The organism is Streptomyces europaeiscabiei (assembly GCF_036346855.1).
Lineage (GTDB): Bacteria > Actinomycetota > Actinomycetes > Streptomycetales > Streptomycetaceae > Streptomyces > Streptomyces europaeiscabiei.
Window position 1 is genome coordinate 9073924 of the sequence record NZ_CP107841.1, and the last position, 23829, is coordinate 9097752.

The following is a 23829-nucleotide window of genomic DNA, read 5'->3' on the forward strand; positions in this document are numbered from 1 at the left end:
TGTGCGGCTCCGCCGCGCGGCGCGATCAACCACGAACAACCCGCGGCCGATCTCTCACAGCCGAAGCCACGGCGCTACGACTCCCTGTCGACCTGCACCTTCTCCACGGCAACCTTCTCCACAGGCACCCCATTGACCCCGGCCGAGCCGCCGGCAGGCACCCCGTTCTGGTTCATCGAGGACAGCAACTGCCGAGCCAGCCCCAGCCCGGTCCCGCCCATCGTGAGCGCCTTGGCGAACATGTCCGCCATCCCGTCGGCCCCGTTGAGCAGCACCATGTTGTCGACGTTGCCGAACGCGGACGCGCCGGCCTGCACGATCTCCGGCCACTGCTCGGCCAGTTGCTGCGCGATCACCGCCTCCTGGTTCTCGGCCAGCGCGGCGGCCCGCGCCTTGATGCCCTCGGCCTCGGCGAGTCCCTTCGCGCGCGCGGCCTCGGCGGCGGCGAGCCCCTTGGCCTTCCGGGCGGCGGCCTCGGCCTCACCGGCGATCTGGGTCGCGGTCGCCTCGGCGGCGGCCGCGAGTTCGGTCTCCTTGGCCTTGGCCTGCGCGGCGGAGATGCGGGCGTCGCGCTCGGCCTCGGCGAGGGTGCGCTTCTCGTAGGCCTTGGCGTCCGCGGGCTTGCGGACGTCCGTCTGGAGCTGCTGCTCGCGCCGGGCCGCCACCAACTCCGCGACCCGGGTCTCCTGGACGACGACCTCCTGCTTGGCGGCCGCCTCGGCGAGCGGCCCGGCCTGCTTGGCCTTGGCCGCGGCGTTGTCCCGCTCGGCCTGGTAGCCGGCCTGCAGGATCTCGCTGTCGCGGGTGGCCTCCGCCATCCGCGCCGCGGCCATCTGCTCGGCCTCGGTGGCGAGCCGGTTGGCCTCGGCCTGCGCGATACGGGCGTCCCGCTGGACGGCCGCCGCGTGCGGCATGGCCAGGTTCTTGATGTAGCCGGTCGGGTCCTCGATCTCGTGGATCTGCAGCGAGTCGACGATCAGACCCAGCTTCTCCATCTCCGTACCGCACGCCGCCCGGGTCTGACCGGTCAGCTTGTCGCGGTCGCGGATCATGTCCTCGACCGTCAACCCGCCCACGATGGACCGGAGATGACCGGCGAACACGTTGTGCACCCGCTCCGAGACCCGCTTCTGCTGGTCGAGGAAACGACGGGCGGCGTTCGCGATGGACACGAAGTCGTCGCCCACCTTGAAGATGACGACACCACGGATCTTCAGCGGAATGCCCTGATGGGTCACGCAGTCCACGGAGAGCTCGGTCTGGTTCAGGTCGAGCGAGAGCTTGCGCACCGCCTGCACACCGGGCAGCACGAGCGTGCCGCGCCCTGTGACGATACGGAAGTTCATACCCTCCTCCAGGCCCTCCATCTTGGTCTTGGAGCCGGAGATGATGAGAGCCTCGTTGGGTTCGGCGACCCGCCACATGAGTTTGAACAGACCGACCACTACCAGGACGGCGCCCAGGGCCGCCCCCACGATCATGCCGACGAACATCGGCACACCCCCTCAGCCAGGTGCCCTGACGGCACCGAACGTCGGGAGTGTCCCGCGTGGTTCAGCGGTGGTACAGGTACCGGGAGACCGTTGTTGCAGTCCTGATGCGAACCGGTGCCACAAGGCCGACACAGGCGCCCCGCGGACCCTGCGGACCGTCAACTGTCGTACGCCGCCGACACGTACACCGTGCGCGGCGGCAGATACTCCATCACCATCACGAGCGTTCCCGGCGCGATCCGGTCCTTCGCGGAGGCGGGGTACGCGAGAAAGTGCTCGGCGCCGCCCCGCACCCGGACGATCACCTCGCCGACGAGCCCGGGACCGACCGCACCGGTCACCCGTCCCATCAGCCCGACCATCGACGCTTCGTCCATGGTCACAGCGTACGGGTCACATCGCGGGCGCCGAACCCGCTCACACAGCGGGTGGCGAGTCCGCTCGTGCCGCGGCGACGGTACGCGATTCACCCACCGCACGGCCCGACCGGCTCACACCGCCGGCGAATCCGCGGTGCTCCGCTGCGGCGGCCACAGCTCGTGCCAGCGCTGGTCCGCCTCCAACTGCGCGGCCAGCGACAGCAGCAGAGGCTCGCTGTTCGCCGGGCCGAGCAACTGCGCACCGACCGGCAGCCCGTCGTCCACGAACCCCGCGGGTACGTTCACGCCGGGCCAGCCCAGTACGTTCCACGGCCACGCGAACGGACAGGCCGCGATCATCGCGCGGTCGGTGCCGAGCCCGCCGAGGTTCAGCATGGAGCCGATGCGTGGCGGGGGAGCGGCGGTCGTCGGCGCCAGCAGCACGTCGTAGGAGTCGAAGAGCGCGCCGATCCGCCGGTGCAGCGTGACCTCCGCGCGGCGGGCCAGCCGCAGGGGAGCCCCGCCGAGCAGCCGGCCGAGGCGGGCGGCGTCGAGGGTGCGCCGGTCGAGGAGGCCCTGCTCGGTGATGGCGCCGACGCGTTCGGCGATGCCGGCGGTGGCGCGGGGGATGAAGGTCAGCCCGATCTGCCCGTACCGGGGCTCTGCCTCCTCCACCACGTGCCCGAGCGCGGCGAGCCGCTCCGCCAGGGCCCGCACCCGGTCCTGTACGCGGGGGTCGAGCCGCGCGGGCAACGCGGTGAACGGCGGTTTCAGCGACAGGGCGATTCTGAGCCGCCCCGGCTCTCTTGCGACGGCCTCGGAGGCGTTGACGGCGGTCGGCCGGTGCAGGTCGCCCTCGTGGTTGCCGCTGGCCGCGTCCAGGAGGAGGGCGGCGTCGGCGACCGTGCGGGCGAGAGTGCCGTTGACGGTGATGCCCTGGAAGGACTCCGCGTGCGGCCAGGTCGAGATGCGGCCGCGCTGGGGCTTGATGCCGATGAGGTGAGTCCAGGAGGCGGGGATCCGCACCGACCCGGCGCCGTCCGAGCCCAGGGCGGCCGGCACCAGCCCGGCGGCCACGGCTGCCGCCGAACCACCCGAGGAACCGCCCGGGGTGTGGTCGGGGTGCCAGGGGTTCCGGGTGGCCCCGAAGGCCGGCCCCTCCGTGAACGGCCACTGTCCCAGCTCGCACGTGTTGGTCTTGCCGACGACGATCGCCCCGGCCGCGCGCAGCCGCCGTACGGCCTCGCCGTCCTCCGGCAGCGACGGGAACTCTCCCCGGCAGCCGAACGCGGTCGGTTCGCCCGCCACGTCCATGTCGTCCTTCACGGCCACCGGCACGCCGAGCAGCGGCCGCCGCCCGCCCTCCGACAGTTCCTTGTCCGCCGCGTCGGCCTCCATCAGCGCCGCCTCTGCCCGCACCCGCCGGAACGCGTTCAGGGTTTTCTGACTCGCCTCGATCCGGGCGAGCGTCCCCTCCACGAGTGCCCGCGACGTCACCTCCCCGGCGGCCAGCGCACGAGCGCACTCCACGAGACCCGGCGCACGGTCGACACCCATACGGAACACCTCCGGAAGCAGGATTTCTACCGAACGGTAACGTCCGCGTGGGCGCGACGGTACGGGTCGGACAACGTGCCTGACGAGGGCGGCGATTCGGTTCGGCGGCGTGCGGCGTGCGGCGTGCGGCGTGCGGCGTGTGGCGTGCGGGGACCGGGTCGCGGAGCGCGGAGCGCGGAGCGCGAGAGGGGGCAGCGGCGGTGGTGATGGGGCGGCGGCCCGGGCTCGGCCGTGGTGCGCCGCAGCCGCCCGCTCCTGCCCGGAAGCCCTGTCACCGCCGTTCCTGAAGCCGTGTCGCCGCCGAGCGCCGCCGGGCACGGTCGCTCAGCCGCCGCGGGCCAAGTGCCGCATGGTGAGGGCCAGATGGAGCCGGAGGCGGCCCTGGGGTGTGCGGACCGGCCAGCCGAGGAGGGCCTCCGCGTGGGCCAGGCGGTCCTGGAGGGTGGAGTGGTGGACGTTGACGCCGGTGGCGGCCGCGCGCAGGCTGGCGGTCGTGGCGACCGAGTGGAGCGTGGCGAGCATCCAGGGCGCGTCGGCCGCAGCCCGCTCCAAGTCCCGTACGTCCGGCGGAGGTTCGGCTCCCGGTGCGATCAGCTCGGCGAGGAGGGCGATTCCGCCGAGGTCGTCGGCGTGGACCACCCGCTCACCGGGGTCCTGCGCGGTGCCCTCGGCGGTGAACCGCAACGCGGTCCGTGCGGCGTCCCAGGAACCGGGCAACCCGAGCACGGGTACCGGGGGGCCCACACCGACCCGCGCACCGGGAAACTCGGCCTCGGTGAGCAGGCCGCCCCGATGATCACGCGGTGAGCCATCTCCGGGCCCGCCGTCCCGACGGCCGAGCACGCCCCCGTCACCCGGCCCGGCGCCCCGCCGACCGTGCATGTCGTCGGCGGTCGGCCTGCCCGCCCTGCGGTCGCGCGTGTCGCCGTCGGACGGTCTCCCCTCCCGGCGTACGCGCAGGATCCGGGGTCGGCCGCCGAGCGGGGCGAGGGCGCGGGCCAGGGTCGTGGCGTCGTCGGGGTCGAGGCCGAGGCGTCGGGCGGCGTGGAGACGGGCCTGTTCGGTGGCGGTGGGGTCGAGGACGGTCTCCACGAGCGCCGGGTCGTCGGCGGGGGAGACGGGCGCCCGGCCCCGGGTCCGGTCGAGCACCAGCCGGAGGGCACCGGCGGCCCGCTCCAGGATGACCGCGTCCACCACGCTCGGCTCGCCGCCCCCGGCTCTCTCCAGCCACAGCGCGGGCACGCCGTCCGGTACGAGCGCGGCGGACGGCCAGGCCGGGTCCGGCGGGAGGTCGCTGTCCCGGCGCCGCCCGTCGGGCTCCACCCGCACGTGCACGCGCCGCTCGGCGTCGACGAGCCGCGCGGGACACCCGGCCAGCACGGCCGCGCCGCGGACCATCGCCTCCAGCCCGGCCCGCCCCTCGGCCAGTGTGTCGAAGTAGGCGATGACCCGCACGGCCGCACCGGCATCCGGGTCCACTGCGGTCAGCCGCCCCGCCAGCTCTTTCATACGCCCCATGGTGCGGCATGACTCCGCCGGCCGGCCAAGGCGTACGTCTGCCTGCGGTCCTTCGGGACCGGCCCGCAGGGTCGTCTCGACGGGTGCGGGGAACTGCGCGACCAGCCCCCACCCACCCGCACCCGGGGGTCGAACGGGCACCGCCCCCGGGGAGGGGACGGGTAGGTGCGGTGGGGGCGAAACTCACTCCCCGAGCAACCGTCGCACCCACCGCACATGCGCCTCCCGGCATGCACGCGACACCGCCGCCTGAGGCGCAAACCCGTCGAACCCGTGAAATCCTCCCGGCCAGACATGAAGCTCGGCCACCCCACCCGCCTGCCACAACCGAGACGCGTACGCGACGACCTCGTCCCGGAACGTCTCCGCGGACCCCACATCGAGAAACGCCGGAGGCAACCCGCTCAGATCCTTCGCCCGCGCCGGCGCCGCGTACTCGGAAACCTCGGGCCCACCCCGCCGCTCACCGAGCAGAGCAGTCCACCCGGTCTCGTTGGCCGTCCGGTCCCACACCCCCCGCCCCGCCATCTGGTGGGCGGACGGTGTGTCGTTGCGGTCGTCGAGCATCGGGCACAGCAGCACCTGCCCGATCGGCCGGGGCCCCTTCCGGTCCCGTGTGAGCAGCGCCAGCGCGGCGGCCAGGCCGCCACCCGCACTCGCCCCCGCGATGACGATCCGCTCGGCATCGCCGCCGATCTCGTCCGCGTGCTCGGCCGTCCACAGCAGACCCGCGTAGACGTCCTCGACGGGCGCCGGATGCGGATGCTCGGGAGCCAGCCGGTACTCCACGGACACCACGACCGCGCCCAGCTCCCGTGCCCAGGCCAGCGGCGCGTCCACCCCGACCCGGTTGTTGCCGACGATCATGCCGCCGCCGTGGATGTGGTAGATCACCGGCAGCGGACCCGCCGTCGATGGCGCGGCCGGACGGCAGACGAGCAGCGAGATCTCCGGCTCGCCCTCGGGACCCGGCACCACCCGGTCCTCGACCTCGAAGAACCCGTCCATGGTGAGGTCGAGCTGGGCCAGCAGCGCGATGCCGGGCCCCTGGCGCATCGCGGGGATGTCGTCCATGGTCAGCCCACGCGGAACCATGTCCTTGATCGCTTCCAGGGCCGCCGCGAGCTCCGGATCGAACGGGGGCGGGATCATGGTCATGGTTTCTCCTCGTGCGGGTACCGCGTCCACGGTGCCTACCGAAAGACGCGTGCCAACGGTTCGTACCGCGATGATGAGCGCGACGGCAAGCGCGCGGACGCCGTCGTACGGCGGTGGATGCCCGCCATCCGGCGGGTGGCCCACGGGAAGCCGGGAGCGGCGCGGTCGGCGGGTGTGCCGACCGGTGTTCGCACCCGCCTCGAACACACAGTTCACGCCATAGCTTTCGGGCGTCGCCACCACCGGCGCCCACTCCGGCGGCCGTCGCCGGACAGGGGAGGCAAGCCCCACGAACGCCGCGCGAGAGCCAGGCGCGAGTCCTTGGCCAGGCACGCGACCGCCCACCGGTCGCCGACCCTGAGCAGCGGATCGGCTCCCGCCACCAGCGGAACCCCGGTGCGCCGCCGCGCCACGAGCCTGCGGCGGTGCCGGACGGGGGCCGGTCACCCGCACATCGAGCCGGAGCGGAAAGCAGGCCAACCGTCTGTTCGGGCTCGCCATGGGCACAGCTGTGTGGAGATGGCGCGAAATGATTGCCGGGTTGAACAGATTTCGAACACATTCGTCAAACTGCCCTGCCACAAAGATCGGTGGCCCGAACCCCGAGCTCCCGCGTGGTCGGTACTCCCCCGGCCGGAACGACCTTCACCGCTTCTGCAAGGATGCAATCCTCATGGTGCAGATACCGAAAGAGCCCGCCCCGCCCTCGCCCCTGCAGCGATCCGTGCCCACGAGCGCCGATGTGGCACGACTCGCGGGTGTCTCACGCGCGACGGTCAGCTATGTCCTGAACAACACCAGCGCCGTCCGCATCAGCGAGCCCACCCGCCGCCGGGTCCACGAGGCTGCCAAGGAACTCGGCTACGTTCCCCACGCGGCGGCCCGCAGTCTGCGCGCCGGCCACAGCCGCCTGGTACTGATGCCCACGCCGAACGTGCCCATCGGCCCGCTCTACAGCCAGTTCATCAACGAGATCCAATGGGCCCTCAGCCGTCTCGACTACACCGTCGTCCAGCACGGCGGCTTCGGCCTGCGCGGCGACGACGCCGCCCGCGCCTGGGCCGAGCTGCGCCCGGTCGCGGTGATCGTGCCCGGCGTCGGCATCGGCCCGCAGGGTGTGGCCGTCCTCAAGCGTTCCGGCGCCAAGGCCGTCGTCACCCTCACCCCCGAACCCGTCGAGGGCGCCCACGCGTTGATCCTGGACCACGCGGGCGTCGGCCACAGCGCCGGCCGGCATCTGGTCGAGCGCGGCCGCCGCCGTATCGGTGTCGTCGTGCCCGAGGAGCCCGGCTACGGGGTCTTCTCCCAGCCTCGCCTCGCCGGCGTGCGACGAGCGGTGCAGGGGACGGAGGCCACGGTCACCGAACTGCCGCTGGCCTACGACGAGGCGGCCGCGGCCCGGCTCGCCCGCGACTGGCGCTCCCTCGGTCTGGACGCGGTGTTCGCGTACAACGACGAATACGCGATGCTGGTGGTGCGGGCACTGCAGGACGAGGGCATCGACATCCCCCGCGAGACGGCCGTGGTCGGAGCCGACGACCTGCTGCTCGGCAGGCTGCTGCGGCCGCGCCTCAGCACCGTCCACCTGGAGCTGCCGTCCGGACGACACCTCGCGGAACTGGTCGACCGTGTGGTGCGCGACCCCGCGTCCGTCCCCACGACCCACGACGTGCTGGGCGCGAGGGTCGTCCACCGCGAATCGAGCTGAACGGGCAGGTCCGATCGGACAGGGCGGGGCGGACCCCCGCCTCGGGAGGCGCGTCGTGCGCACCACGGTCGGGATCATCGGCGGCGGCACCGCCGGGCTTCTCCTCGCCCGGCTGCCGCACCGGGCGACAGCGACCGCGTGGTCCCGGAGAGCCGGACCCGCGCGTACATGGAACAGTGCCGGGCCGGGATGCCGGAACAGGGCACGGTCGACGCGTCGCGCGAGTGCGGCGCCGCCGAACGCCTGGAGACCGAGGGCCTGGTGTCCCACGGCATCGAGCTGCGCCTCGACCGCGAGCGGCACCGCCTCGACCTCCCGGTCCTCACCGGCGGCCGTACGGTCACGATCTAGCAGAGCCGAGATCGTGCCGGACCTCGGCGTCCTCCAACTCGCCGACCGGCCAACGCTGTTGTTCCAGACGGAGGCACTCGGCGTCGAGGACCCGCTCGGCGGGGCGACCGGTGGGGCCCTTCGTCCACGACGGCTACCAGGAGGAGCCGTCCTGCGAGTCGGTGGTCGGCTGCGACGGTCCGGCGAGGCCTCCGCGGCATCTCCCGCCACGTGTTCCCGGCCTCGACCGCCCACGCCGACCCGCCGGGTGCACGCGCACGGGTACCCGTACCCCTGGCTGGGTGTCCTGGCTGAAGTCCCGCCGTTCTGAACGGAGTTGATCCACGCACACGGAGAGGACGGCTTCGCCCCGCGGAGTATGCGCGTCCGGGACGACCTCGCCGCGCGCTTGACGATCGATGCCGACCGCAGCCCGGGACGCGGCCCGGCCAACGCCAGGTCCGCGACCCCGTGCGCGGTCACGGCCACGAGCCGATGCGCCACGGGTGCGCTGCTGCTCGCCGGGGACGCCACCCACATCGTGCCGCCGGGCGCCAAGGGCCTCGACCACGCGGTGTCCGACGTCCGCGTCCAGGCCCGCGCGTTCATCGAGCCGAACGAAAACGGAACGGCACGAAAAGGAAGCGGCACAACTCCTCGACCGCTCCTCGGAGTTGTGCCTCGACCAGGTCCGGCGGCCGCCCCGCTTCTCATTCGACACGACCGGGATGCCGCACACCCGGGCCGGAGAGCGTGCCTTCGGCCGCCGTCTCCGGCGCGCCCTGCTGCGCCGGTTCGCGGCGTCCCGGCAGGCAGCCGCCGTACTGGCCGCCGCTACACGGGACTGCCGTCGGCCCGGTGAACCGGCCGGCTCACTGGCCGTGCCGACCCGCTTCTCGTACGACACGACCGGGATGCCGCACACCCGGGCCGGAGAGAGTGCCTTCGGCCGCCGTCTCCGGCGCGCCCTGCTGCGCCGGTTCGCGGCGTCCCGGCAGGCAGCCGCCGTACTGGCCGCCGCTACACGGGACTGCCGTCGGCCCGGTGAACCGGCCGGCTCACTGGCCGTTCTGCTCGACCTGCGCCTGCTGCTCGGCTACGGCCTTGCGGACCTCGTCCATGTCCAGCCCCCGGGCCTGCCCGATGACGTCGGTCAGCGCGGCCTCGGGCAGCGCGCCCGGCTGCGCGAACACGGCGACCTGGTCACGGACGATCATCAGCGTCGGGATCGACTGGATACCGAAGGCCGCGGCCAGCTCCGGCTGCGCCTCGGTGTCCACCTTGCCGAACACCAGGTCGGGGTTGTCGTCCGCCGCCTTCTCGTAGACCGGGGCGAACTGCCGGCATGGCCCGCACCAGGACGCCCAGAAGTCGATCAGGACGAACTCGTTCTCCGTGACCGTCTGGTCGAAGTTCTCCTTGGTGAGCTCCACGGTGCTGCTCATGGCGTGCATCCCTCTTCCTGGTATCGGTGCTCGGGGCGAGCCGCACTGGACAACGCCGCCGCGTGGTGGCGTATTCCGCGCGCTTACCCGTTTGGCCACCGCGCACGCCACCAACCAGACTGACCCCATGACGGATACGGAAAACCCCGAAGGCACCGCAGGCGACCCGACGCCGACCGAGTACGACGTCGTGGTGCTCGGTGCCGGACCCGTGGGGGAGAACGTCGCCGACCGCACCCGTGCGGCCGGCCTGTCCACCGCGATCGTGGAGAGCGAACTGGTCGGCGGCGAGTGCTCGTACTGGGCGTGCATGCCCAGCAAGGCCCTGCTGCGCCCCGCGATCGCCCGTGCCGACGCCCGCCGCGTACCCGGCCTGCGCCACCTGGTCGACGGCCCGCTGGACAGCGCCGAGGTGCTCGCCCACCGCGACTACGAGACCGCCCACTGGAAGGACGACGGCCAGGCCGGCTGGCTGGAGAGCGTCGGGGCGGTCCTCTACCGTGGCCACGCGCGCCTGGCCGGGCCTCGCCGCGTGGTCGTGGACGCCCCCGCCGGCGGGCGTCACGTCCTCACCGCCCGGCACGCGGTGGTGGTCTCCACCGGCAGCCGCGCCCTCCTGCCCGACCTGCAGGGACTCGCGCAGGTCAAGCCCTGGACGAGCCGCGAGGCGACCAGCGCGCAGGCGGTCCCCGGCCGGCTGGTCGTCGTCGGTGGCGGAGTCGTCGCCGTCGAGATGGCCACCGCCTGGCGGTCCCTCGGCTCCGAGGTCACCGTCCTCGTCCGTGGCGAGGGCCTGTTGCCCCGCATGGAGCCCTTCGCCGGTGAACTGATCGCCGAGGCGCTCGTCGCGTCGGGCGTGGACGTCCGCACCGGTACGTCGGTGACGGCGGTGTCCCGCGAGAACGGGACCGTGGTGGCCCTCACCGACACCGGCGACCGTCTGGAGGCCGACGAGATCCTCTTCGCCACCGGCCGCGCCCCGCGCACGGACGACCTCGGTCTCGACACCGTCGGACTGGAATCCGGCTCGTGGCTGCCCGTCGACGACAGCCTCCGGGTGACGGGCAGCGACTGGCTGTACGCGGTCGGGGACGTCAACCACCGGGCGCTGCTCACCCACCAGGGCAAGTACCAGGCCCGGATCGCGGGGTCCGCCATCGCCGCCCGCGCGGCCGGGGTCCCGATCCTGGAGAGCGACCCCTGGGGCGCCCACGCGGCCACCGCCGACCACGTCGCCGTCCCCCAGGTCGTCTTCACCGACCCCGAGGCCGCCGCCGTGGGGCTCTCCCTGGCCGAGGCGGAACAGGCCGGCCACCGGGTCCGCGCGGTCGACGTCGAGTTCTCCTCCGTCGCGGGGGCGGGCCTGTACGCCGACGGCTACCGGGGCCGCGCCCGCATGGTCGTCGACCTGGACCGCGAGATCCTGCGCGGCGTCACCTTCGTCGGCCCCGCCGTCGGCGAACTCATCCACTCCGCCACCGTCGCCGTCACCGGAGAGGTCCCGATCGGCCGCCTCTGGCACGCGGTGCCCTCGTACCCGACGATCAGCGAGGTGTGGCTCCGGCTGCTGGAGGCGTACCGGGGCTGAACCGGCCGGTCCGGGCGCTCGGGCTCCGAGCCGCGCGGCCGTTCAGTCGGGCAGCAGGAAGCCCAGTGCCCGGGCGGCGTTGGCCGGAGTCGGATCGTTCCAGCGGTCGGCCATCGCCTGGTTAGAGGAGAGCGAGCGCACTTCGGCGTGGTCGAGGTAGAGCGTGCCGTTCAGATGGTCCGTCTCGTGCTGGACGATACGGGCGGGCCACCCCGAGAACTCCTCGTCCACCGCCCGCCCCCGCTCGTCGAGCGCCCGTAGCCGCACCTTGGCGTGCCGGGCCACCACGGCCTGCCAGCCGGGCACGCTCAGACAGCCCTCGAAGAACGCGTCACGGTACGACCCGACGGCCTCGTACGCCGGATTGACCAGGACGCGGAACGGCTGCGGAACCCGGCCCCGGGCGAGCCGTACCTCGTCCGGGACCGGCGCGGGGTCCTCGATCACGGCGATGCGCAGCGACACCCCGACCTGGGGCGCGGCGAGGCCGACGCCGGGAGCCGCGTGCATGGTGGCGCGCAGGGCGGCGACGAAGCGGGCCAGAAGGCCGGGGGCCAGCTGGCCGTCGAAGGGCTCGGCGGTGCGGCGCAGTACCGGGTCGCCCGCGGCGACGATCGGCAGCGGCCCCTCGTGGGCGAGGAGTTCCTCGACCCGGTCGCTCAGGGGCTGGGACTCGGTGCGGTCACGTTCGGAAGCCATCGGGCCAGGATGCCAACCGCGGTCGAGCGATGCGAGGCGGCTCTCGCGGAGGCACCCGGGCGAGCGGGCGGGCGACACGGCCATCCCGTGTGACCCACATCACATAAGGTGCCGGGAACTCGAAGCCCGTACGCCCCGACTACTGAACCGCCACGACGTCCCCGCATCCCGGAGCATCCGCCGATGACCATCGCCCCCTCGACCGAGACGGACGAGCCCCAGAAACCCGTCGCCAATCCCGACGGCGCCACGAGGGGCTGGGCCTCGCTCAGGCCGCTCGTGCTGCGGCTGCACTTCTACGCAGGCGTCCTCGTCGCCCCGTTCCTGCTGGTCGCCGCCCTGACCGGCGGGCTGTACGCCGCCTCGTTCTCGATCGAGAAGATCGTCTACGCGGACCAGATGACCGTCGCCAAGGTGGGCGACGAGAAGCTGCCGATCTCCGAACAGGTGGCCGCCGCCCGCAAGGAACACCCTGAGGGAACCATCTCCGCCGTACGCCCCTCGCCGGAGGACGACGCGACGACCCGGGTGATGCTGACGGGTGCCGAGGGCATCGACGAGGGCAACACGCTCGCGGTGTTCGTCGACCCGTACACGGCTCAGGTGCGCGGCGCCCTGGAGCAGTACGGCTCGACGGGCGCGCTGCCGGTGCGGACCTGGATCGACAAGTTCCACGCCAACCTTCAGCTCGGTGAGCCCGGCCGCCTCTACAGCGAACTCGCCGCGAGCTGGCTGTGGGTCATCTCGGGCGGCGGCCTCGTGCTCTGGTTCGCCCGCCGCCGCGCCCAGCGCAAGGTGCGCGGCACGAGCGGCCGCCGCCGAACCCTGGGCCTGCACGGCACGGTCGGTGTCTGGGCCGCCGCCGGGTTCTTCTTCCTCTCGGCGACGGGTCTGACCTGGTCGACGTACGCCGGCGCCAACATCGAGGTCCTGCGCACCGAGCTCCACCAGGCGACCCCGGCCATCTCGGCCACGGCGGGCGACCACGGGGGCCACGACGACGCCTCGGCGGACGGAGGTGCCGCCGCGGAGGGCGACCTGGACAAGATCCTCGCCGCCGCGCGCAGCGAGGGCCTCGGCGACCCGGTGGAGATCGTGCCGCCCGCCGACGCGTCCTCCACGTACGTGGTCAAGCAGGTCCAGCGCAGCTGGCCCACCAAACAGGACGCGGTGGCCGTGGACCCGGCGACCGCCGAGGTCACCGACACGCTCCGGTTCGCCGACTTCCCGATCCTCGCCAAGCTCTCCCGCTGGGGCATCGACGGCCACACCGGCGTCCTCTTCGGCCTGGCCAACCAGCTCCTCCTGATGGCCCTCGCGGCCTCCCTGGTCGTGCTGATCCTCTGGGGCTACCGCATGTGGTGGCAGCGCGGCCGTGCCTCGTCCTTCGGCCGCCCGATCCCGCGCGGCGCCTGGCAGCACGTGCCGCCCCAGATTCTGGTCCCGGCCCTGGCCCTCATCGCCGTCACCGGCTACTTCGTGCCCCTCCTCGGTATCCCGCTCGCCGTGTTCATCGTGGTGGACGTCGTCCTGGGCGAGATGGCGCACCGACGCGGCAAGCGGTCGTACGGCGGTCGGGTGGAGGCGAAGTAGGTCGACGGCCGGGCGGAAGTTGCGCCGTCCCCCTGAGAGGCGAAGCGGCGAGAGGGGTGTGTCCCACGGGACACACCCCTCTCGCCGCTCGTCCGCCCGCTACAGGCTCGCCGCTCGTCCGCCCGCTACAGCCGCTCGAAGTCGCCCGCGAGCGCCGAGGCGATCCGCAGATGGGACTCCGCCTCGTCGTGCCGGGCCTGCCGTTCGAGCGTGCGGCCCAGCATCAGCCGGGCGTAGTGCTCCACCGGGTCCCGCTCGACGAGAACGCGCAACTCGGCCTCGGCGCGGCGCAGTTGTGCCGAGTGGTAGTAGGCGCGGGCCAGCAGCAGCCGTGGGCCGGTCTGCTCCGGAACCTCCTCGACCAGCGGGCCGAGGACGCGCGCGGCGGCGGCGTAGTCCCTGGCGTCGAAGAACATCCGGGCGCGCTCCCAGCGCTCGGCGGGTGTTCCGTGGTCGTAGTACGTCGTGTCCACTGGTGGACCTCCTTCGACGGCCCACAACCCGCACTGGCTGTTGAATATTCCACTACTGCTGCATTTGCTTGTGCTTCTTCTTCTACTACTACTGCTCCTTCTTCAGGGAGGCGAGTTCCGCGTTGGCGCGCTCGGTGACGAGGGTCAGCACGCGACCGGTGGCCGCCAGGTCCTCGGCGGGGAGGCCGGCGTAGATCCGGGCGGAGATGGGTGCGGTCTCGGCGGTGGACCTGGTGAACGCCTCCTGTCCGGCGTCCGTGATCCTGATCCGGGAGGGCCGCGCCGGGTCCGTCTCCACCAACTTCGCGGAGGCCAACTCCTCGACGACGGCCCGTATATCGGCCTTCTCGACCTTGAGGAAACCGACGACCTGGTCCACGAGCCCGTCGCGGTCGACGGGTTCGTCGGCGACCGCGACGACCCGGAGGGTCACCGACTGCTGGAACGTCAGGCCGTAGCCGGTCAGCACACTCTCCAGGACCGCGCGGCTCGCGTAGTGGGCGAGGGCGACGACCCGGCCGTTGACGGGGGGTGCGGTGGTGGTCATGACTGCTCCTTCTCGTGATCCTGCTCGTGCTCGGTGGGCGGGACGATGGGTACGTCGAGCAAGGCGGTGAGTTCGCGTGCGAACTCCCCGGTCCGGGCGCCGTCGAGGCCGCCGAGCGGCTCCAGCAGCTGTTGCATCAGACCTTGGACGACCTTGATCGCGCGCCGGGTGACATCGCGCCCCTGCTCGGTGAGCGCCAACTGCACGGCTCGGGGATCGTGGGGGTCGCGCGTGCGTTCGAGGAGCCCGGCGGCCTCCAGGGCACGGGCCAGCTTGGAGACGTACAGGGCCTCCAGGCCGGTGTGGTCCGCGAGCTGCCGCTGACTCGGCCGCCGACCCGCCCGGTCCATGCCGTACAGCGACGTCACCAGCGCGTACTGCGCGTGCGTCAGCCCCAGCGGAGCGACCGCGCGGTCCACCGCGACCCGCCACTTCATGGACAGCCGCCAGACGAGAAAACCGGGCGTCGCACCCTCGAAAGCTGAACTCATGCGGATACCGTACATGGCTACTATAGCCATGGCTACTATCTAGAGCGGACCGAGAGTGTTCTGTGCGGCGTGTGGTGGCGCATGTGTCGTACGGGCGTGCGGTACCCGTCCCTGGCGACCTGCTCCACGCCGCTTGTGAGCCAAGTGCCCCGAGGTGGGCGGAGGGACGGCTGACGGCGGGGGCCGGACGGGTCTAGGTTGTGCAGCATGAGCAACCTAGATCGCGAGGCGGTGCCCGCGGTGTGCGGCGGCCGGGGCTTCGTGGTGGCCGAGCCGGTTCGTGAACTTCTCAGCCCGCGCCGGGTGAAGCTCGGCGAGTCCACCGAGGTGCGGCGCCTGCTGCCCAACCTGGGCCGCCGCATGGTGGGCGCCTGGGCATTCGTCGATCACTACGGTCCCGACGACATCGCCGACGAGCCCGGCATGCAGGTGCCGCCGCACCCGCACATGGGCCTGCAGACGGTCAGCTGGCTGCACCAGGGCGAGGTGCTGCACCGCGACTCCACGGGCAGCCTCCAGACGATCCGCCCGCGCGAACTGGGCCTGATGACCTCCGGGCGGGCCATCAGCCACTCGGAGGAGAGCCCGAAGTCGCACGCCCCCCTCCTGCACGGCGCCCAGCTCTGGGTGGCCCTGCCGGACGGCCACCGGCACACCGACCCACACTTCGAGCACCACGCCGACCTGCCCGTCGTCACGGCCGCCGGCCTGAGCGCCACCCTGATTCTCGGCTCCCTGGACGGCGCGACATCCCCCGGCACGACCTTCACGCCGATCGTCGGCGCCGACCTCACCCTGGCCCCCGGCGCGGACCTGCGCCTACCCCTCGAACCCGACTTCGAGTACGCCGTCCTCGCCATGTCCGGCGAGGCATACGTCGACGGCGTCCCCGTCCTCCCCGGATCCATGCTCTACCTCGGCTGCGGCCGCACCGAACTCCCCCTCCGCGCCGACTCGGACGCCTCCCTCATGCTCCTCGGCGGCGAGCCGTTCGAGGAGGAGCTGATCATGTTCTGGAACTGGATCGGACGGTCACAGGAAGAGATCGTACAGGCGCGTAGGGACTGGATGGAAGGGTCGAGATTCGGGGAGGTGAAGGGGTACGACGGGGATCCGCTGCCCGCGCCCGAGCTGCCGCCGACGCCTTTGAAGCCGCGGGGGAGGGCCCGTTGACCTGCGAAAACAACCGATCGTTCGGTGCTGCGTGGGCGACGTGCTGTCGGTGCTGTCTCCCGCTCGGCGGCCGCTCGCGGGGGAGCAGGTGCGTGTGCCGCAACTACGGTTTCCGGGGCTGAGCGGTTTCAGGGTCTGGCTGTCTGTGGGCGGCTGTGGCAGGACTCTTGCTAACCCTTTGCTAACTCTACTGACGCGTCATCAGGTGCCGCCGGTGGCTCGTGTTCTACCTTCACGGGTGTGGGGTGGCCATCGTCGGCTGAGTGGTCACCTGATGGCCTTCCGGCTTTCCGGGCGACCGAGTTGCACCCTGGTGTCAGGACCTGGCGCTCGGCCTGCCGTCTTGTAGCAGTTCCACAAGGCGTGAGTGTCTGTGGCAGTGAGTGATCTGGGTGCTGCTTGCCGGAGGGGGATGCCGTCTCGGATTGTTCCCGGCAGGTTCTTCGTCTGCTGGTGGTACAGCATTCATAGCGTTGTGACCAGGGGGAATGAAGATCGTACTCACTCTGACTGGGGTCTTGGCCCGTATATGGTCCGGATCTTGGTCTTGATCGGTTGGGCGGGCGTAACTCGCGGAGCAGTGCTGCATTTCAGGTGCTCATGGGAGAGCGAAGGCCAGCTCGCGGTTGTGGCGAGCCCGGATTGGCGGCGTGGCGGTCGCCTGGGGGCGAGGGGATCGCAATCGCCGTCCTTGGGTGCGGGGCGGAGGCGCGGACGTCGACGTCGTCGCGGGTGCGTTCGATCTGGTGCGGCCGGTCGCCGAAGACACCGTCGAAGACCTCGCGGCAGACGGGGACGAGGCCGGGGTGCGCGACCCAGGAGCCGTCGAAGCCGTCTTCGGCCTCGCGTTCCTTGTCGAGCCGGACCTTGGCGAGCGCGGCCCCGTTCGCGGTCGCGTCCTTGCTGGCGATGTGGGCGGCCATGCCGCCGATCGCGTGGGCACCCCGCTTGTGGCAGGTGCGCATGCGCACCAGTAGTTCCGTGTAGGCGCGCATGAACGGGGCGGTCATGGTGACCCTGGCGCGGTCGGGCAGCAGAAATTCGGTGCGGTAGCCGAAGGTCTTGATCAGGCTGAAGAGGTAGTCCCAGCGGTCGGCGTTGAGGCCGGAGCTGCGCTCGCGCAGCTCGTAGAGGATCTCCTCTAGGTCGGAGAGGACGTGGGGCACTGCCGCCGCCACCCGCCCGGCCGCACGTGGCGGGTAGGTCCGGTTGCGTTGTGGTGGGCTGGAAGCCGGCCGGCGGATCCGGCCCGGTCAAGGCGCCCGCCGTCAGGTGCGGCCCGGCCGCGATACATGGAGCCGGAACACAAGGAGTACCCACCCTCAATGTCGATGATCACCGACCCGACGGCCCTGGACGGCCAGGCACAGTCATCGCTGGAGGTCGACCTCGAGGACCTGGCCGCGCGGCAGGAGATGACACAGCTCCAGGAGATGACCGCGGCCGCGGAACTCGAGGGCGGTGAGCAGGCCGTACAGCTCCAGGCCCGGGTGGCGCAGCTGGAGGCGCACGCCGCGCTCAGGGCCACGGCCCAGCCCGTGAAACGCCTGGTACGCGGCCGCTACCGTAGTTCCGGCACCGGAGTTGAGTTGGAACTGCGCGTCGACGTGGACGGCGTCCGGCCCACCATGCGCGTGAGCGGCGACTTCTTCCAGAACAGCGGCGCCACCTCCAGCTACGCCGGCTCCTTCGTCGTCGAGGCCCCGACCATCACCCAGTCACCCGGAACGGTGACACTCAATGGGCAGGGCAGGTTCAGCTTCCCCAGCAGCTCCAGGCACGTCCGGGTGACCATCCCCCGGGGCACGGGCCTGCCGCCCCGACCGGGCACCGCCACCGTCCAGTTCTCGGCCGGTCCGACTGCGGCGCCCAGCGCCACCTACCTGTGCTCCTTCGTGTCACCCCACCTGCGCAGTGTGCAGATCGAACAGGACTCCGTCGCCGGGACCGTCCCGTTCATCTCGTACGACACCGGCTCCCTGCCCCAGCCGCCCTCCAGCCCGCCGCGTACCCTCACGGTGCCGAAGGCGTACGAGGAGGCGGGCATCGAGATCCAGCTGGCGGGCACCCCCAACGTCATCGACTTCGCGGCGGCCGGTACGGACGCGAAGTGGGACCTCTCCGAGCTGCACAACGCCATGGAGAACCACTTCACCCTCTGGCGGGACGCCCCGCTCTGGCGGGTCTGGATGCTGGTGGCCACCGCGTACGTGAGGAACGGCACCCGGGGCATCATGTTCGACGTCGGCGGAGCGTTCCAGCGGCAGGGCGCCGCGGTCTTCCACAACGCCATCCAGGGCACGGATCCCGCCAGCCGGCGCGCTCAGCTGCGCACCTACGTCCACGAACTGGGCCACGCCTTCAATTTGCTGCACTCCTGGGACAAGAACACCGCGATCCCTCCGCAGCCCCTCGGCCCCAACGGGGGCCTCGGCGACCTCTCGTGGATGAACTACACGTGGCAGTACCAGCCCCCGCCCCCGGCCCCGGGCGGCGAGGCCGCCTACTGGGCGGCGTTCCCGTTCCAGTTCACCGACAACGAGCTGATCCACCTCAGACACGGCTTCTACCGCGACGTGGCCATGGGCGGGCACCCCTTCAAGGCCGGTGGCGCCGAGATCGACGCCGACCTGTTCGGCGATCCTGTGGTGAACCACTCCGGCCTCGCCCTGGAGCTGCGCTCGCCCGGTGCCTTCCGGTACGGGCAGCCGGTGGTCGTGGAGCTCAAGCTGTCCACCACCGACCTCAACGGGCGCGCCACGCACGGCCACCTCGACCCCGAGGAGGGCTTCGTCACCATCGTGATGCGCACCCCCTCCGGCGACACCAGGGTCTACCGGCCACCGCTGACACGTTGCGTCGAGGACTCCGAGGCCATTCGCCTCGACGGCGAGCGGCCCGCGATCTACAAGAGCGCGTACATCGGATACGGCAAGGACGGCCTGTCCTTCCAGCAGACCGGCCGGTACCAGCTGCGCGCGCAGTACGTCGCCTCGGACGGCTCCCGGGTGCTCTCGCCGGTGCACCACATCACCGTCCGCCCGCCCCGCACCGACGAGGACGAGCACATGGCCGAGCTGATGATGGGCGACGAGCAGGGCATGCTCTTCTACCTGCTCGGCTCCCACAGCGAAGCCCTCCGCGTCGGCCGTGACGCGCTGGAGGAGGCCCTCGACCGCTACCCCGACCACCCGCTCGCGGTCTACCCCCGGCTGGTCAAGGGCGCGAACGCGTCCCGCGACTTCAAGTACCTGCCGGCGGAGGGCAAGCCCTTCATCAAGGAGGCCGCCCCCGAGGAGAGCATCGACCAGCTGAACAAGGTCGTGGACGCCACCGTGGAGAACCGGGGCGTCGACAACCTCACCCTGGGCTGGGTGATGAAGCGGCGCGCCCTGATGGAGGCCAGGGCGGGTCGCTCCGGTCAGGCCCAGCGGACCGTGGACGACATGGTCAGCCTCCTCAGCGAGAGGACGCGCCACCCCGCCGTCCGGCGTGACATCGAGGCGCGAGCCCGCCGCGTCCGCGACATGCTCTCGGGCGAGCACCGCTACGGGCCCTGACCGCTGCCGGGTCGGCCGCCGGTACGGCCGGCCCACGGTTCAGGCGTGCGACAGGGCGAACGACACGAGGAACCCGCACACCGTGATCAGCCCTATGGCCAAGTGCGCGTCCTCGAAGGCCTCCGGGATCATGGTGTCAGCGATCATGGCGAGGATGGCGCCGGCCGCCACCGCGGTGACCGCCGCCACCACGGCGGTGGACAGTCCGCCCACCACCGCGTACCCGAGCACCGCCGCCACCGTACTGGCCAGGGCGATCGCCCCCCAGACGCCGAACACATACGCCTTGCTGCGGCCCGCCCGCCTTATCCCCGCGGAACTGGACAGCCCCTCGGCACATTGCTGATGAACACCGCGACCACCGTCACGAGACTGACCGTGCTGCCCTTGAAGGCTCATCGGCATGATCGTGATCGGCCTCGGTGTCGTCACCCTCGGCTTCAGCCAGGCCGGTGACACCGTCGCGGTCGCCAACATCTGGGCCCACGACGGCATCTTCCCCAAGGGTATCGGCTCCAGCCTGATGACCCTTCAGGGCGTCATGTTCGCGTCCTCGCCGTCGAGCTCGTCGGTGTCACGGCGGGCGAGTCGGAGAACCTAGGGAAGACCCTGCCCAAGTCCATCAACACGCTGCCGTGGCGCATCATCGTCTTCTACGTCGGTGCCCTCAGTGTGAGCCAGATGGTGGTCAAGTGGACCGAGTTCGAGGCGGGAGTGAGCCCCTTCGTCGCGGCCTTCGCGAAGATTGGCATCCCCGCGGGCAATGCGATCGTGAACTTCGTTGTCCTAACGGCCGCGCTGTCCTCCTGCAACTCGGGCATGTACTCCACCGGCCGCATGCTCCGTGACCTCGCCGCGAACGCCGAGGCCCCGAAGGCGCTCGGGCGGCTGAGCCCCACCAAGACTCCGGCCGTCGGCATCACGCTCTCCGTGGCCCTGATGGGGCATCGGAGTGGTCCTGAACTACGTCGTCCCGGAGAAGGCGTTCGGCTACGTCACCTCGGTGGCCACCGCGGCCGGCATCTGGACCTGGAGATGATCCTCGTCGGCCACATCCTCTACCGGCGCGCGGTCGTCGCCGGCCGCCTGCTGCCCGCGTCCTCGTTCCCGGCGCCGGGCGGCACGGTGTGCAGCTGGATCGCGGTGGCGTTCCTCCTCATGGTGACCGGCCTCATCGCCATCGACCCGGACAGCCGCATCTCGCTGTACGTGGGCGCCGGCTGGGCCGTGTGCCTCCCCATCGGGTGGGCGTTCCTCAAGGCCCGCAACCCGCAGCTCGCGGCGCGCGCCGCGGTCGCCGGCGGGCCGCCCGCGCGGCTGACCCGCACCACCACGACAGGGCGCCCCGCTGTACGGGGGAGGGTGTTTACGGCTCATCCTCGACGTAGCGGAACTCCGGTCCGTAGGTGTTCCCGCTCCCGTCGGGCAGCGGCGTGCGCATCAAGGCCCGGGCGGGCTCCTGCAACTGGAACATCTGCCCGACCGCCTGGCCCAGCAACTGCGTCGCCGTGCCCGGCTGATCCGCCTGCCAGGCACGCTCCAGGAGGCGGAGCAGCGAGCTGTAGTGGCGGTTGAAGGCATCGAGGTTCGTACGCACCTCGTCGGAGACGGGAACACCGCCCTTCGCCCAGCCGCCGGCCGGCACTGTTCCCATCGGGAGGGTGCGGGGCATCGGAATCTCGTCGCCCTGGAAGTCGAACCGCGGCGGATCCTCCGACACGCGGATCAGCCGGCGCCCGTGGAACAGCTGCCGGAACGCGTAGAAGTGGGCGAGCTCCCCGGTACCGCCGGGGAACGGGTTGTCCGGCGCCGCGGTGGTGCCCTCGCCCTGCTCCTTGATGATCTTCACGGCCGCCTCGACGTCGTCGAGCGAGGTGAGGGCGACGATGTTGTTGCCCGCGCCGTGGGACGCCATGTTCTTGGTCAGCTGTCGGGTGCCCTTGATCAGCTCGGGCCGGGCGCGGAAGGCGTCGAGGATCGCCTGGTAGAAGGCGCCGATCGAGGTGTGCGCGTCCAGATCCTCGACGACCGGGTCGTCGGGCCGCTCGATCTGGGAGTACATGTCCAGGGCGGGTTTGCCCAGCCCCATGAGGGCGACCGACAAGTCGGGCTGCACACCACCAGGCAGCTTCCCCGGGTACACCGGCACCAGGCCGGCGTCGGCGATGCGCGGCACCCCGCCGATGGCGGTGAGCATGTTGCACGCCAAGCCCATGTGCGACATCTCGTCGAAGACGATCGTGTGGATCGTCTGGAAGGCGTCCGTCCCCTGGTCCTCGTCCTCGATCGACCACAGCCCGCACAAATAGGGGGGAAGCGTCGCCAGTTCCAGCAGGATGGCATGCTGGAGTGCCTTCTTCAGCCACAATTCGTCATGCTCGGCGGCAGGCGTCCGCATGAGTTCGACGATCGCGTTGCTGCGATGATTGACCACACTTGACACGAGAACCTCGTCTCCTGCGAATATGCGGCCATCATGAAGCGGTCCGACCGGGCCGCCGACCACGTGCGGCGGCGTGATCATCGAGTCCACCCGTTCGGTGGAGGACGTGCGGACAGGCGGCCCCTGACGAAGCCGTCGGCCCGCTGTGCCCGGGCGGAGCCACCAGTCAGGTGCCGGTGCGGATGGCGATCTTCCAGCTGCGCAGGGTCCCGGCGGCAGGCGTGACCGCGTCCGTGATCTTGAGCTTCCAGCTGCCCGCCACCGCGTCGCCGACGAGTGGGGCGAGCAGCGACGGCGGCTGTGACGTCAGAGTCAGCCGCAGGTTCTTGGTGTCGCCGCCCGTGCGGTTGTGGAGCAGGGCCCGGCGGCCCGAGGGCGCCAGCAGCACCACGCGCATATCGCCGATGCGCCGGTGTTCGATGTCGATCGTCACCGTCAGTTCCCGGACGGTGCCCGCGCCTTCGAGGGTGATGGCATCGGTCAGACCGCCGGCGTCGTCCTCGGGGATCGCGGCCTGAGGTGCCGACTCGCCGCTGACCAGCCTGCCCGCAGTGCTCTCCTCGCCGGTACGGAAGGTGATCACCTCACCGGGGGGACTGATACGGGAGATGGTCAGCCCGGACTCGCTGCCGTCCCACCACAGGGACGGCGGCCGACTGCTGTGCGAGACCGCGGTGCCGGCCGTCGGCCCGTAGAGGTCCGCGCCGTCACCGGAATTGCGGCCGGTCTCCAGGTCCAGGTGGCCGTCCGCCTGGAGCAGCGCGCACTGGTAGTGGTGGACCTGGGTGCCCTGCTGGAACTCGTTCGAGCCTTTGATGTCGCAGTGGTAGACGGCGAGCCCGCTGGAGGGCAGGCGGGAGTCGAAGCCGAGCCTGCTGCGGTTCTCCGCAAGGTAGTACTCGACGTTCCTGCGCTGGGGGTTGTGGTAGATCAGCGCCTCGTACTCGCCCTGCTTGGCCTCGTACGAGCCGGGCACAGAGATGTCGACATCCCGCGTCCACCCGACCAGGCGGCGCAGGTAGACGCAGACGGCGGACGGGAGGAACCCGTCGCCCAGGCTGTCCGCCGGCCATGGCGCAGTAGGTGCCCATGCCGGCGCTGGTGAAGTCGTCACCCTCGCGTTCGATGGTTCCGTAGTCGTAGAGGTCGGGAAATCTGCACAGCAGGTGTCCGCTCTCGTGGCAGAAGGTGCCGATGCTCAGGTCGGCCGCCGTGTCACCGATGCTCGTGGCGGTGTAGAAGTCCGTCCGTACGCCGTCGATCTCGGAGGGGAAACGCGAGTTGTGCGGCCAGAGGTCCTCCAGGAACTCCGTCCGCCCCGCGTAAATGATGCACACGGAGTCGACGACGCCCCGTCCGAGGGAGTCGAAGCGGCTGAAGTCCACACCGGCGTCCACAGCCGCCTGGAGAGCCTCCGGTACGAGCTTGCCCCGGTTCCGCTTGAGCCCGTACGCGAGCCGGGGCCGGCTCATGCGGAGCGGGCCGACGACGGTGTTGGTGAACCTGAGCCGGCCCGTCGACATCGTGCGGAAGTACTCCTTCACGGAGCACCGATTGCCGTTGGCGGTGAAATTGGGGCTGTTCAGCAGGGCGGAGACGTCGTCGACGGTCACCTCCGTCGGCGTGTCCGGGAAGTCGACCAGGATCGTCAGACCCTGGACATCGCCTTTCGTCAGGGTGAAGCCAGGGAGCAG

Annotated in this window: 20 protein-coding genes and 3 pseudogenes; 8 read left to right on the forward strand and 15 right to left on the reverse strand. The window is 71.4% G+C overall.

Annotated elements, in window-relative coordinates; translation table 11 throughout:
- Window positions 1-74: 74 nt before the first annotated feature.
- The 5 genes from OG858_RS39460 to OG858_RS39480 all read right to left on the reverse strand — a co-directional run bounded on the left by OG858_RS39460 (window position 75) and on the right by OG858_RS39480 (window position 6085).
- A complete protein-coding gene (locus OG858_RS39460; RefSeq protein WP_086750191.1) occupies window positions 75-1493 on the reverse strand; it encodes a flotillin family protein in 1419 nt (472 codons plus the stop codon).
- Window positions 1494-1651: 158 nt separating this feature from the next.
- Window positions 1652-1876, reverse strand: a complete 225-nt coding sequence (locus OG858_RS39465; protein WP_012999015.1) for a hypothetical protein — start codon at window positions 1874-1876, stop codon at window positions 1652-1654.
- A gap of 108 nt (window positions 1877-1984) precedes the next feature.
- Window positions 1985-3409 (reverse strand): amidase, encoded by a 1425-nt coding sequence (locus OG858_RS39470; RefSeq protein ID WP_086750192.1) that lies wholly within the window; start codon window positions 3407-3409, stop codon window positions 1985-1987.
- Between the two features lie 324 nt (window positions 3410-3733).
- Window positions 3734-4918 carry a helix-turn-helix domain-containing protein gene (locus OG858_RS39475; RefSeq protein WP_319065702.1) on the reverse strand — a complete coding sequence of 395 codons (1185 nt, stop codon included), beginning with the start codon at window positions 4916-4918 and terminating at the stop codon, window positions 3734-3736.
- Between the two features lie 192 nt (window positions 4919-5110).
- Window positions 5111-6085, reverse strand: coding sequence for an alpha/beta hydrolase (locus OG858_RS39480; protein WP_319315010.1), 975 nt, complete (start codon window positions 6083-6085; stop codon window positions 5111-5113).
- 673 nt (window positions 6086-6758) lie between these two features.
- On the opposite strand from OG858_RS39480, the gene OG858_RS39485 reads away from it, so the two are divergent.
- From OG858_RS39485 to OG858_RS39495, 3 genes are all read left to right on the forward strand, one after another.
- Entirely contained in the window at window positions 6759-7793 is a 1035-nt protein-coding gene (locus tag OG858_RS39485) for a LacI family DNA-binding transcriptional regulator (protein WP_086750596.1), read from the forward strand.
- Between the two features lie 138 nt (window positions 7794-7931).
- Window positions 7932-8144, forward strand: a complete 213-nt coding sequence (locus tag OG858_RS39490; RefSeq protein ID WP_256960695.1) for a hypothetical protein — start codon at window positions 7932-7934, stop codon at window positions 8142-8144.
- A 358-nt stretch (window positions 8145-8502) separates the two neighbouring features.
- Entirely contained in the window at window positions 8503-8985 is a 483-nt protein-coding gene (locus OG858_RS39495; protein WP_256960696.1) for an FAD-dependent monooxygenase, read from the forward strand.
- Between the two features lie 196 nt (window positions 8986-9181).
- Here the strand turns inward: OG858_RS39495 and trxA are convergent, their stop codons facing one another.
- Window positions 9182-9568: a thioredoxin gene (trxA, locus tag OG858_RS39500; protein ID WP_063769872.1), complete on the reverse strand. Its 387-nt coding sequence runs from the start codon at window positions 9566-9568 to the stop codon at window positions 9182-9184.
- A gap of 127 nt (window positions 9569-9695) precedes the next feature.
- Here trxA and OG858_RS39505 point away from each other — a divergent pair, with 127 nt between their 5' ends.
- Window positions 9696-11156, forward strand: coding sequence for a dihydrolipoyl dehydrogenase family protein (locus tag OG858_RS39505; protein WP_328543954.1), 1461 nt, complete (start codon window positions 9696-9698; stop codon window positions 11154-11156).
- A 42-nt stretch (window positions 11157-11198) separates the two neighbouring features.
- On the opposite strand, the gene OG858_RS39510 is transcribed toward OG858_RS39505, so the two are convergent.
- Complete coding sequence (locus OG858_RS39510) at window positions 11199-11855, reverse strand: peptide deformylase (RefSeq protein ID WP_319065700.1); 657 nt, start codon at window positions 11853-11855, stop codon at window positions 11199-11201.
- A 183-nt stretch (window positions 11856-12038) separates the two neighbouring features.
- Between OG858_RS39510 and OG858_RS39515 the strand changes: the two genes are divergently transcribed.
- Window positions 12039-13448 (forward strand): PepSY-associated TM helix domain-containing protein, encoded by a 1410-nt coding sequence (locus tag OG858_RS39515; protein ID WP_086750594.1) that lies wholly within the window; start codon window positions 12039-12041, stop codon window positions 13446-13448.
- Between the two features lie 125 nt (window positions 13449-13573).
- On the opposite strand, the gene OG858_RS39520 is transcribed toward OG858_RS39515, so the two are convergent.
- The 3 genes from OG858_RS39520 to OG858_RS39530 form a co-directional block, all read right to left on the reverse strand.
- Window positions 13574-13921 carry a tetratricopeptide repeat protein gene (locus OG858_RS39520; RefSeq protein ID WP_037698938.1) on the reverse strand — a complete coding sequence of 116 codons (348 nt, stop codon included), beginning with the start codon at window positions 13919-13921 and terminating at the stop codon, window positions 13574-13576.
- Window positions 13922-14009: 88 nt separating this feature from the next.
- A complete protein-coding gene (locus OG858_RS39525; RefSeq protein WP_086750593.1) occupies window positions 14010-14468 on the reverse strand; it encodes a MarR family winged helix-turn-helix transcriptional regulator in 459 nt (152 codons plus the stop codon).
- Window positions 14465-14959, reverse strand: coding sequence for a MarR family winged helix-turn-helix transcriptional regulator (locus OG858_RS39530; protein ID WP_327747975.1), 495 nt, complete (start codon window positions 14957-14959; stop codon window positions 14465-14467). Before OG858_RS39530 ends, OG858_RS39525 begins: the two co-directional genes overlap by 4 nt.
- Before the next feature lie 207 nt (window positions 14960-15166).
- On the opposite strand from OG858_RS39530, the gene OG858_RS39535 reads away from it, so the two are divergent.
- Window positions 15167-16132 (forward strand): pirin family protein, encoded by a 966-nt coding sequence (locus OG858_RS39535; RefSeq protein ID WP_327725462.1) that lies wholly within the window; start codon window positions 15167-15169, stop codon window positions 16130-16132.
- Between the two features lie 653 nt (window positions 16133-16785).
- Here the strand turns inward: OG858_RS39535 and OG858_RS39540 are convergent.
- Window positions 16786-17328, reverse strand: a pseudogene (locus tag OG858_RS39540) (malate synthase A); the annotation flags it as partial.
- A gap of 129 nt (window positions 17329-17457) precedes the next feature.
- Between OG858_RS39540 and OG858_RS39545 the strand changes: the two are divergent.
- On the forward strand, window positions 17458-19692 hold the full coding sequence (locus OG858_RS39545; protein ID WP_327725463.1) for a hypothetical protein: 2235 nt from the start codon (window positions 17458-17460) through the stop codon (window positions 19690-19692).
- Between the two features lie 39 nt (window positions 19693-19731).
- On the opposite strand, the pseudogene OG858_RS39550 reads toward OG858_RS39545, so the two are convergent.
- Window positions 19732-20078 (reverse strand): annotated as a pseudogene (locus OG858_RS39550) (ZIP family zinc transporter); the annotation flags it as partial.
- 8 nt (window positions 20079-20086) lie between these two features.
- Between OG858_RS39550 and proY the strand changes: the two are divergent.
- Window positions 20087-20979: pseudogene (gene proY, locus OG858_RS39555) on the forward strand (proline-specific permease ProY); the annotation flags it as partial.
- A gap of 79 nt (window positions 20980-21058) precedes the next feature.
- Here the strand turns inward: proY and OG858_RS39560 are convergent.
- From OG858_RS39560 to OG858_RS48340, 3 genes are all read right to left on the reverse strand, one after another.
- The gene (locus OG858_RS39560; protein ID WP_327725464.1) at window positions 21059-22135 is read right to left on the reverse strand and encodes a ferritin-like domain-containing protein; all 1077 of its coding nucleotides are present in this window, start codon (window positions 22133-22135) and stop codon (window positions 21059-21061) included.
- Window positions 22136-22301: 166 nt separating this feature from the next.
- Window positions 22302-22718, reverse strand: coding sequence for a proprotein convertase P-domain-containing protein (locus OG858_RS48335; RefSeq protein ID WP_406200481.1), 417 nt, complete (start codon window positions 22716-22718; stop codon window positions 22302-22304).
- 124 nt (window positions 22719-22842) lie between these two features.
- Window positions 22843-23748 carry a M6 family metalloprotease domain-containing protein gene (locus OG858_RS48340; RefSeq protein WP_406202009.1) on the reverse strand — a complete coding sequence of 302 codons (906 nt, stop codon included), beginning with the start codon at window positions 23746-23748 and terminating at the stop codon, window positions 22843-22845.
- Window positions 23749-23829: the final 81 nt, after the last annotated feature.

Bases quoted from the DNA above. Each gene is read 5' to 3' on its own strand.
- OG858_RS39460 (WP_086750191.1), bottom strand. From the start codon at position 1,493: ATGTTCGTCGGCATGATCGTGGGGGCGGCCCTGGGCGCCGTCCTGGTA.
- OG858_RS39470 (WP_086750192.1), bottom strand. From the start codon at position 3,409: ATGGGTGTCGACCGTGCGCCGGGTCTCGTGGAGTGCGCTCGTGCGCTG.
- OG858_RS39475 (WP_319065702.1), bottom strand. From the start codon at position 4,918: ATGAAAGAGCTGGCGGGGCGGCTGACCGCAGTGGACCCGGATGCCGGT.
- OG858_RS39480 (WP_319315010.1), bottom strand. From the start codon at position 6,085: ATGACCATGATCCCGCCCCCGTTCGATCCGGAGCTCGCGGCGGCCCTG.
- OG858_RS39485 (WP_086750596.1), top strand. From the start codon at position 6,759: ATGGTGCAGATACCGAAAGAGCCCGCCCCGCCCTCGCCCCTGCAGCGA.
- OG858_RS39495 (WP_256960696.1), top strand. From the start codon at position 8,503: ATGCGCGTCCGGGACGACCTCGCCGCGCGCTTGACGATCGATGCCGAC.
- trxA (WP_063769872.1), bottom strand. From the start codon at position 9,568: ATGAGCAGCACCGTGGAGCTCACCAAGGAGAACTTCGACCAGACGGTC.
- OG858_RS39505 (WP_328543954.1), top strand. From the start codon at position 9,696: ATGACGGATACGGAAAACCCCGAAGGCACCGCAGGCGACCCGACGCCG.
- OG858_RS39510 (WP_319065700.1), bottom strand. From the start codon at position 11,855: ATGGCTTCCGAACGTGACCGCACCGAGTCCCAGCCCCTGAGCGACCGG.
- OG858_RS39515 (WP_086750594.1), top strand. From the start codon at position 12,039: ATGACCATCGCCCCCTCGACCGAGACGGACGAGCCCCAGAAACCCGTC.
- OG858_RS39525 (WP_086750593.1), bottom strand. From the start codon at position 14,468: ATGACCACCACCGCACCCCCCGTCAACGGCCGGGTCGTCGCCCTCGCC.
- OG858_RS39530 (WP_327747975.1), bottom strand. From the start codon at position 14,959: ATGAGTTCAGCTTTCGAGGGTGCGACGCCCGGTTTTCTCGTCTGGCGG.
- OG858_RS39535 (WP_327725462.1), top strand. From the start codon at position 15,167: ATGAGCAACCTAGATCGCGAGGCGGTGCCCGCGGTGTGCGGCGGCCGG.
- OG858_RS39545 (WP_327725463.1), top strand. From the start codon at position 17,458: ATGTCGATGATCACCGACCCGACGGCCCTGGACGGCCAGGCACAGTCA.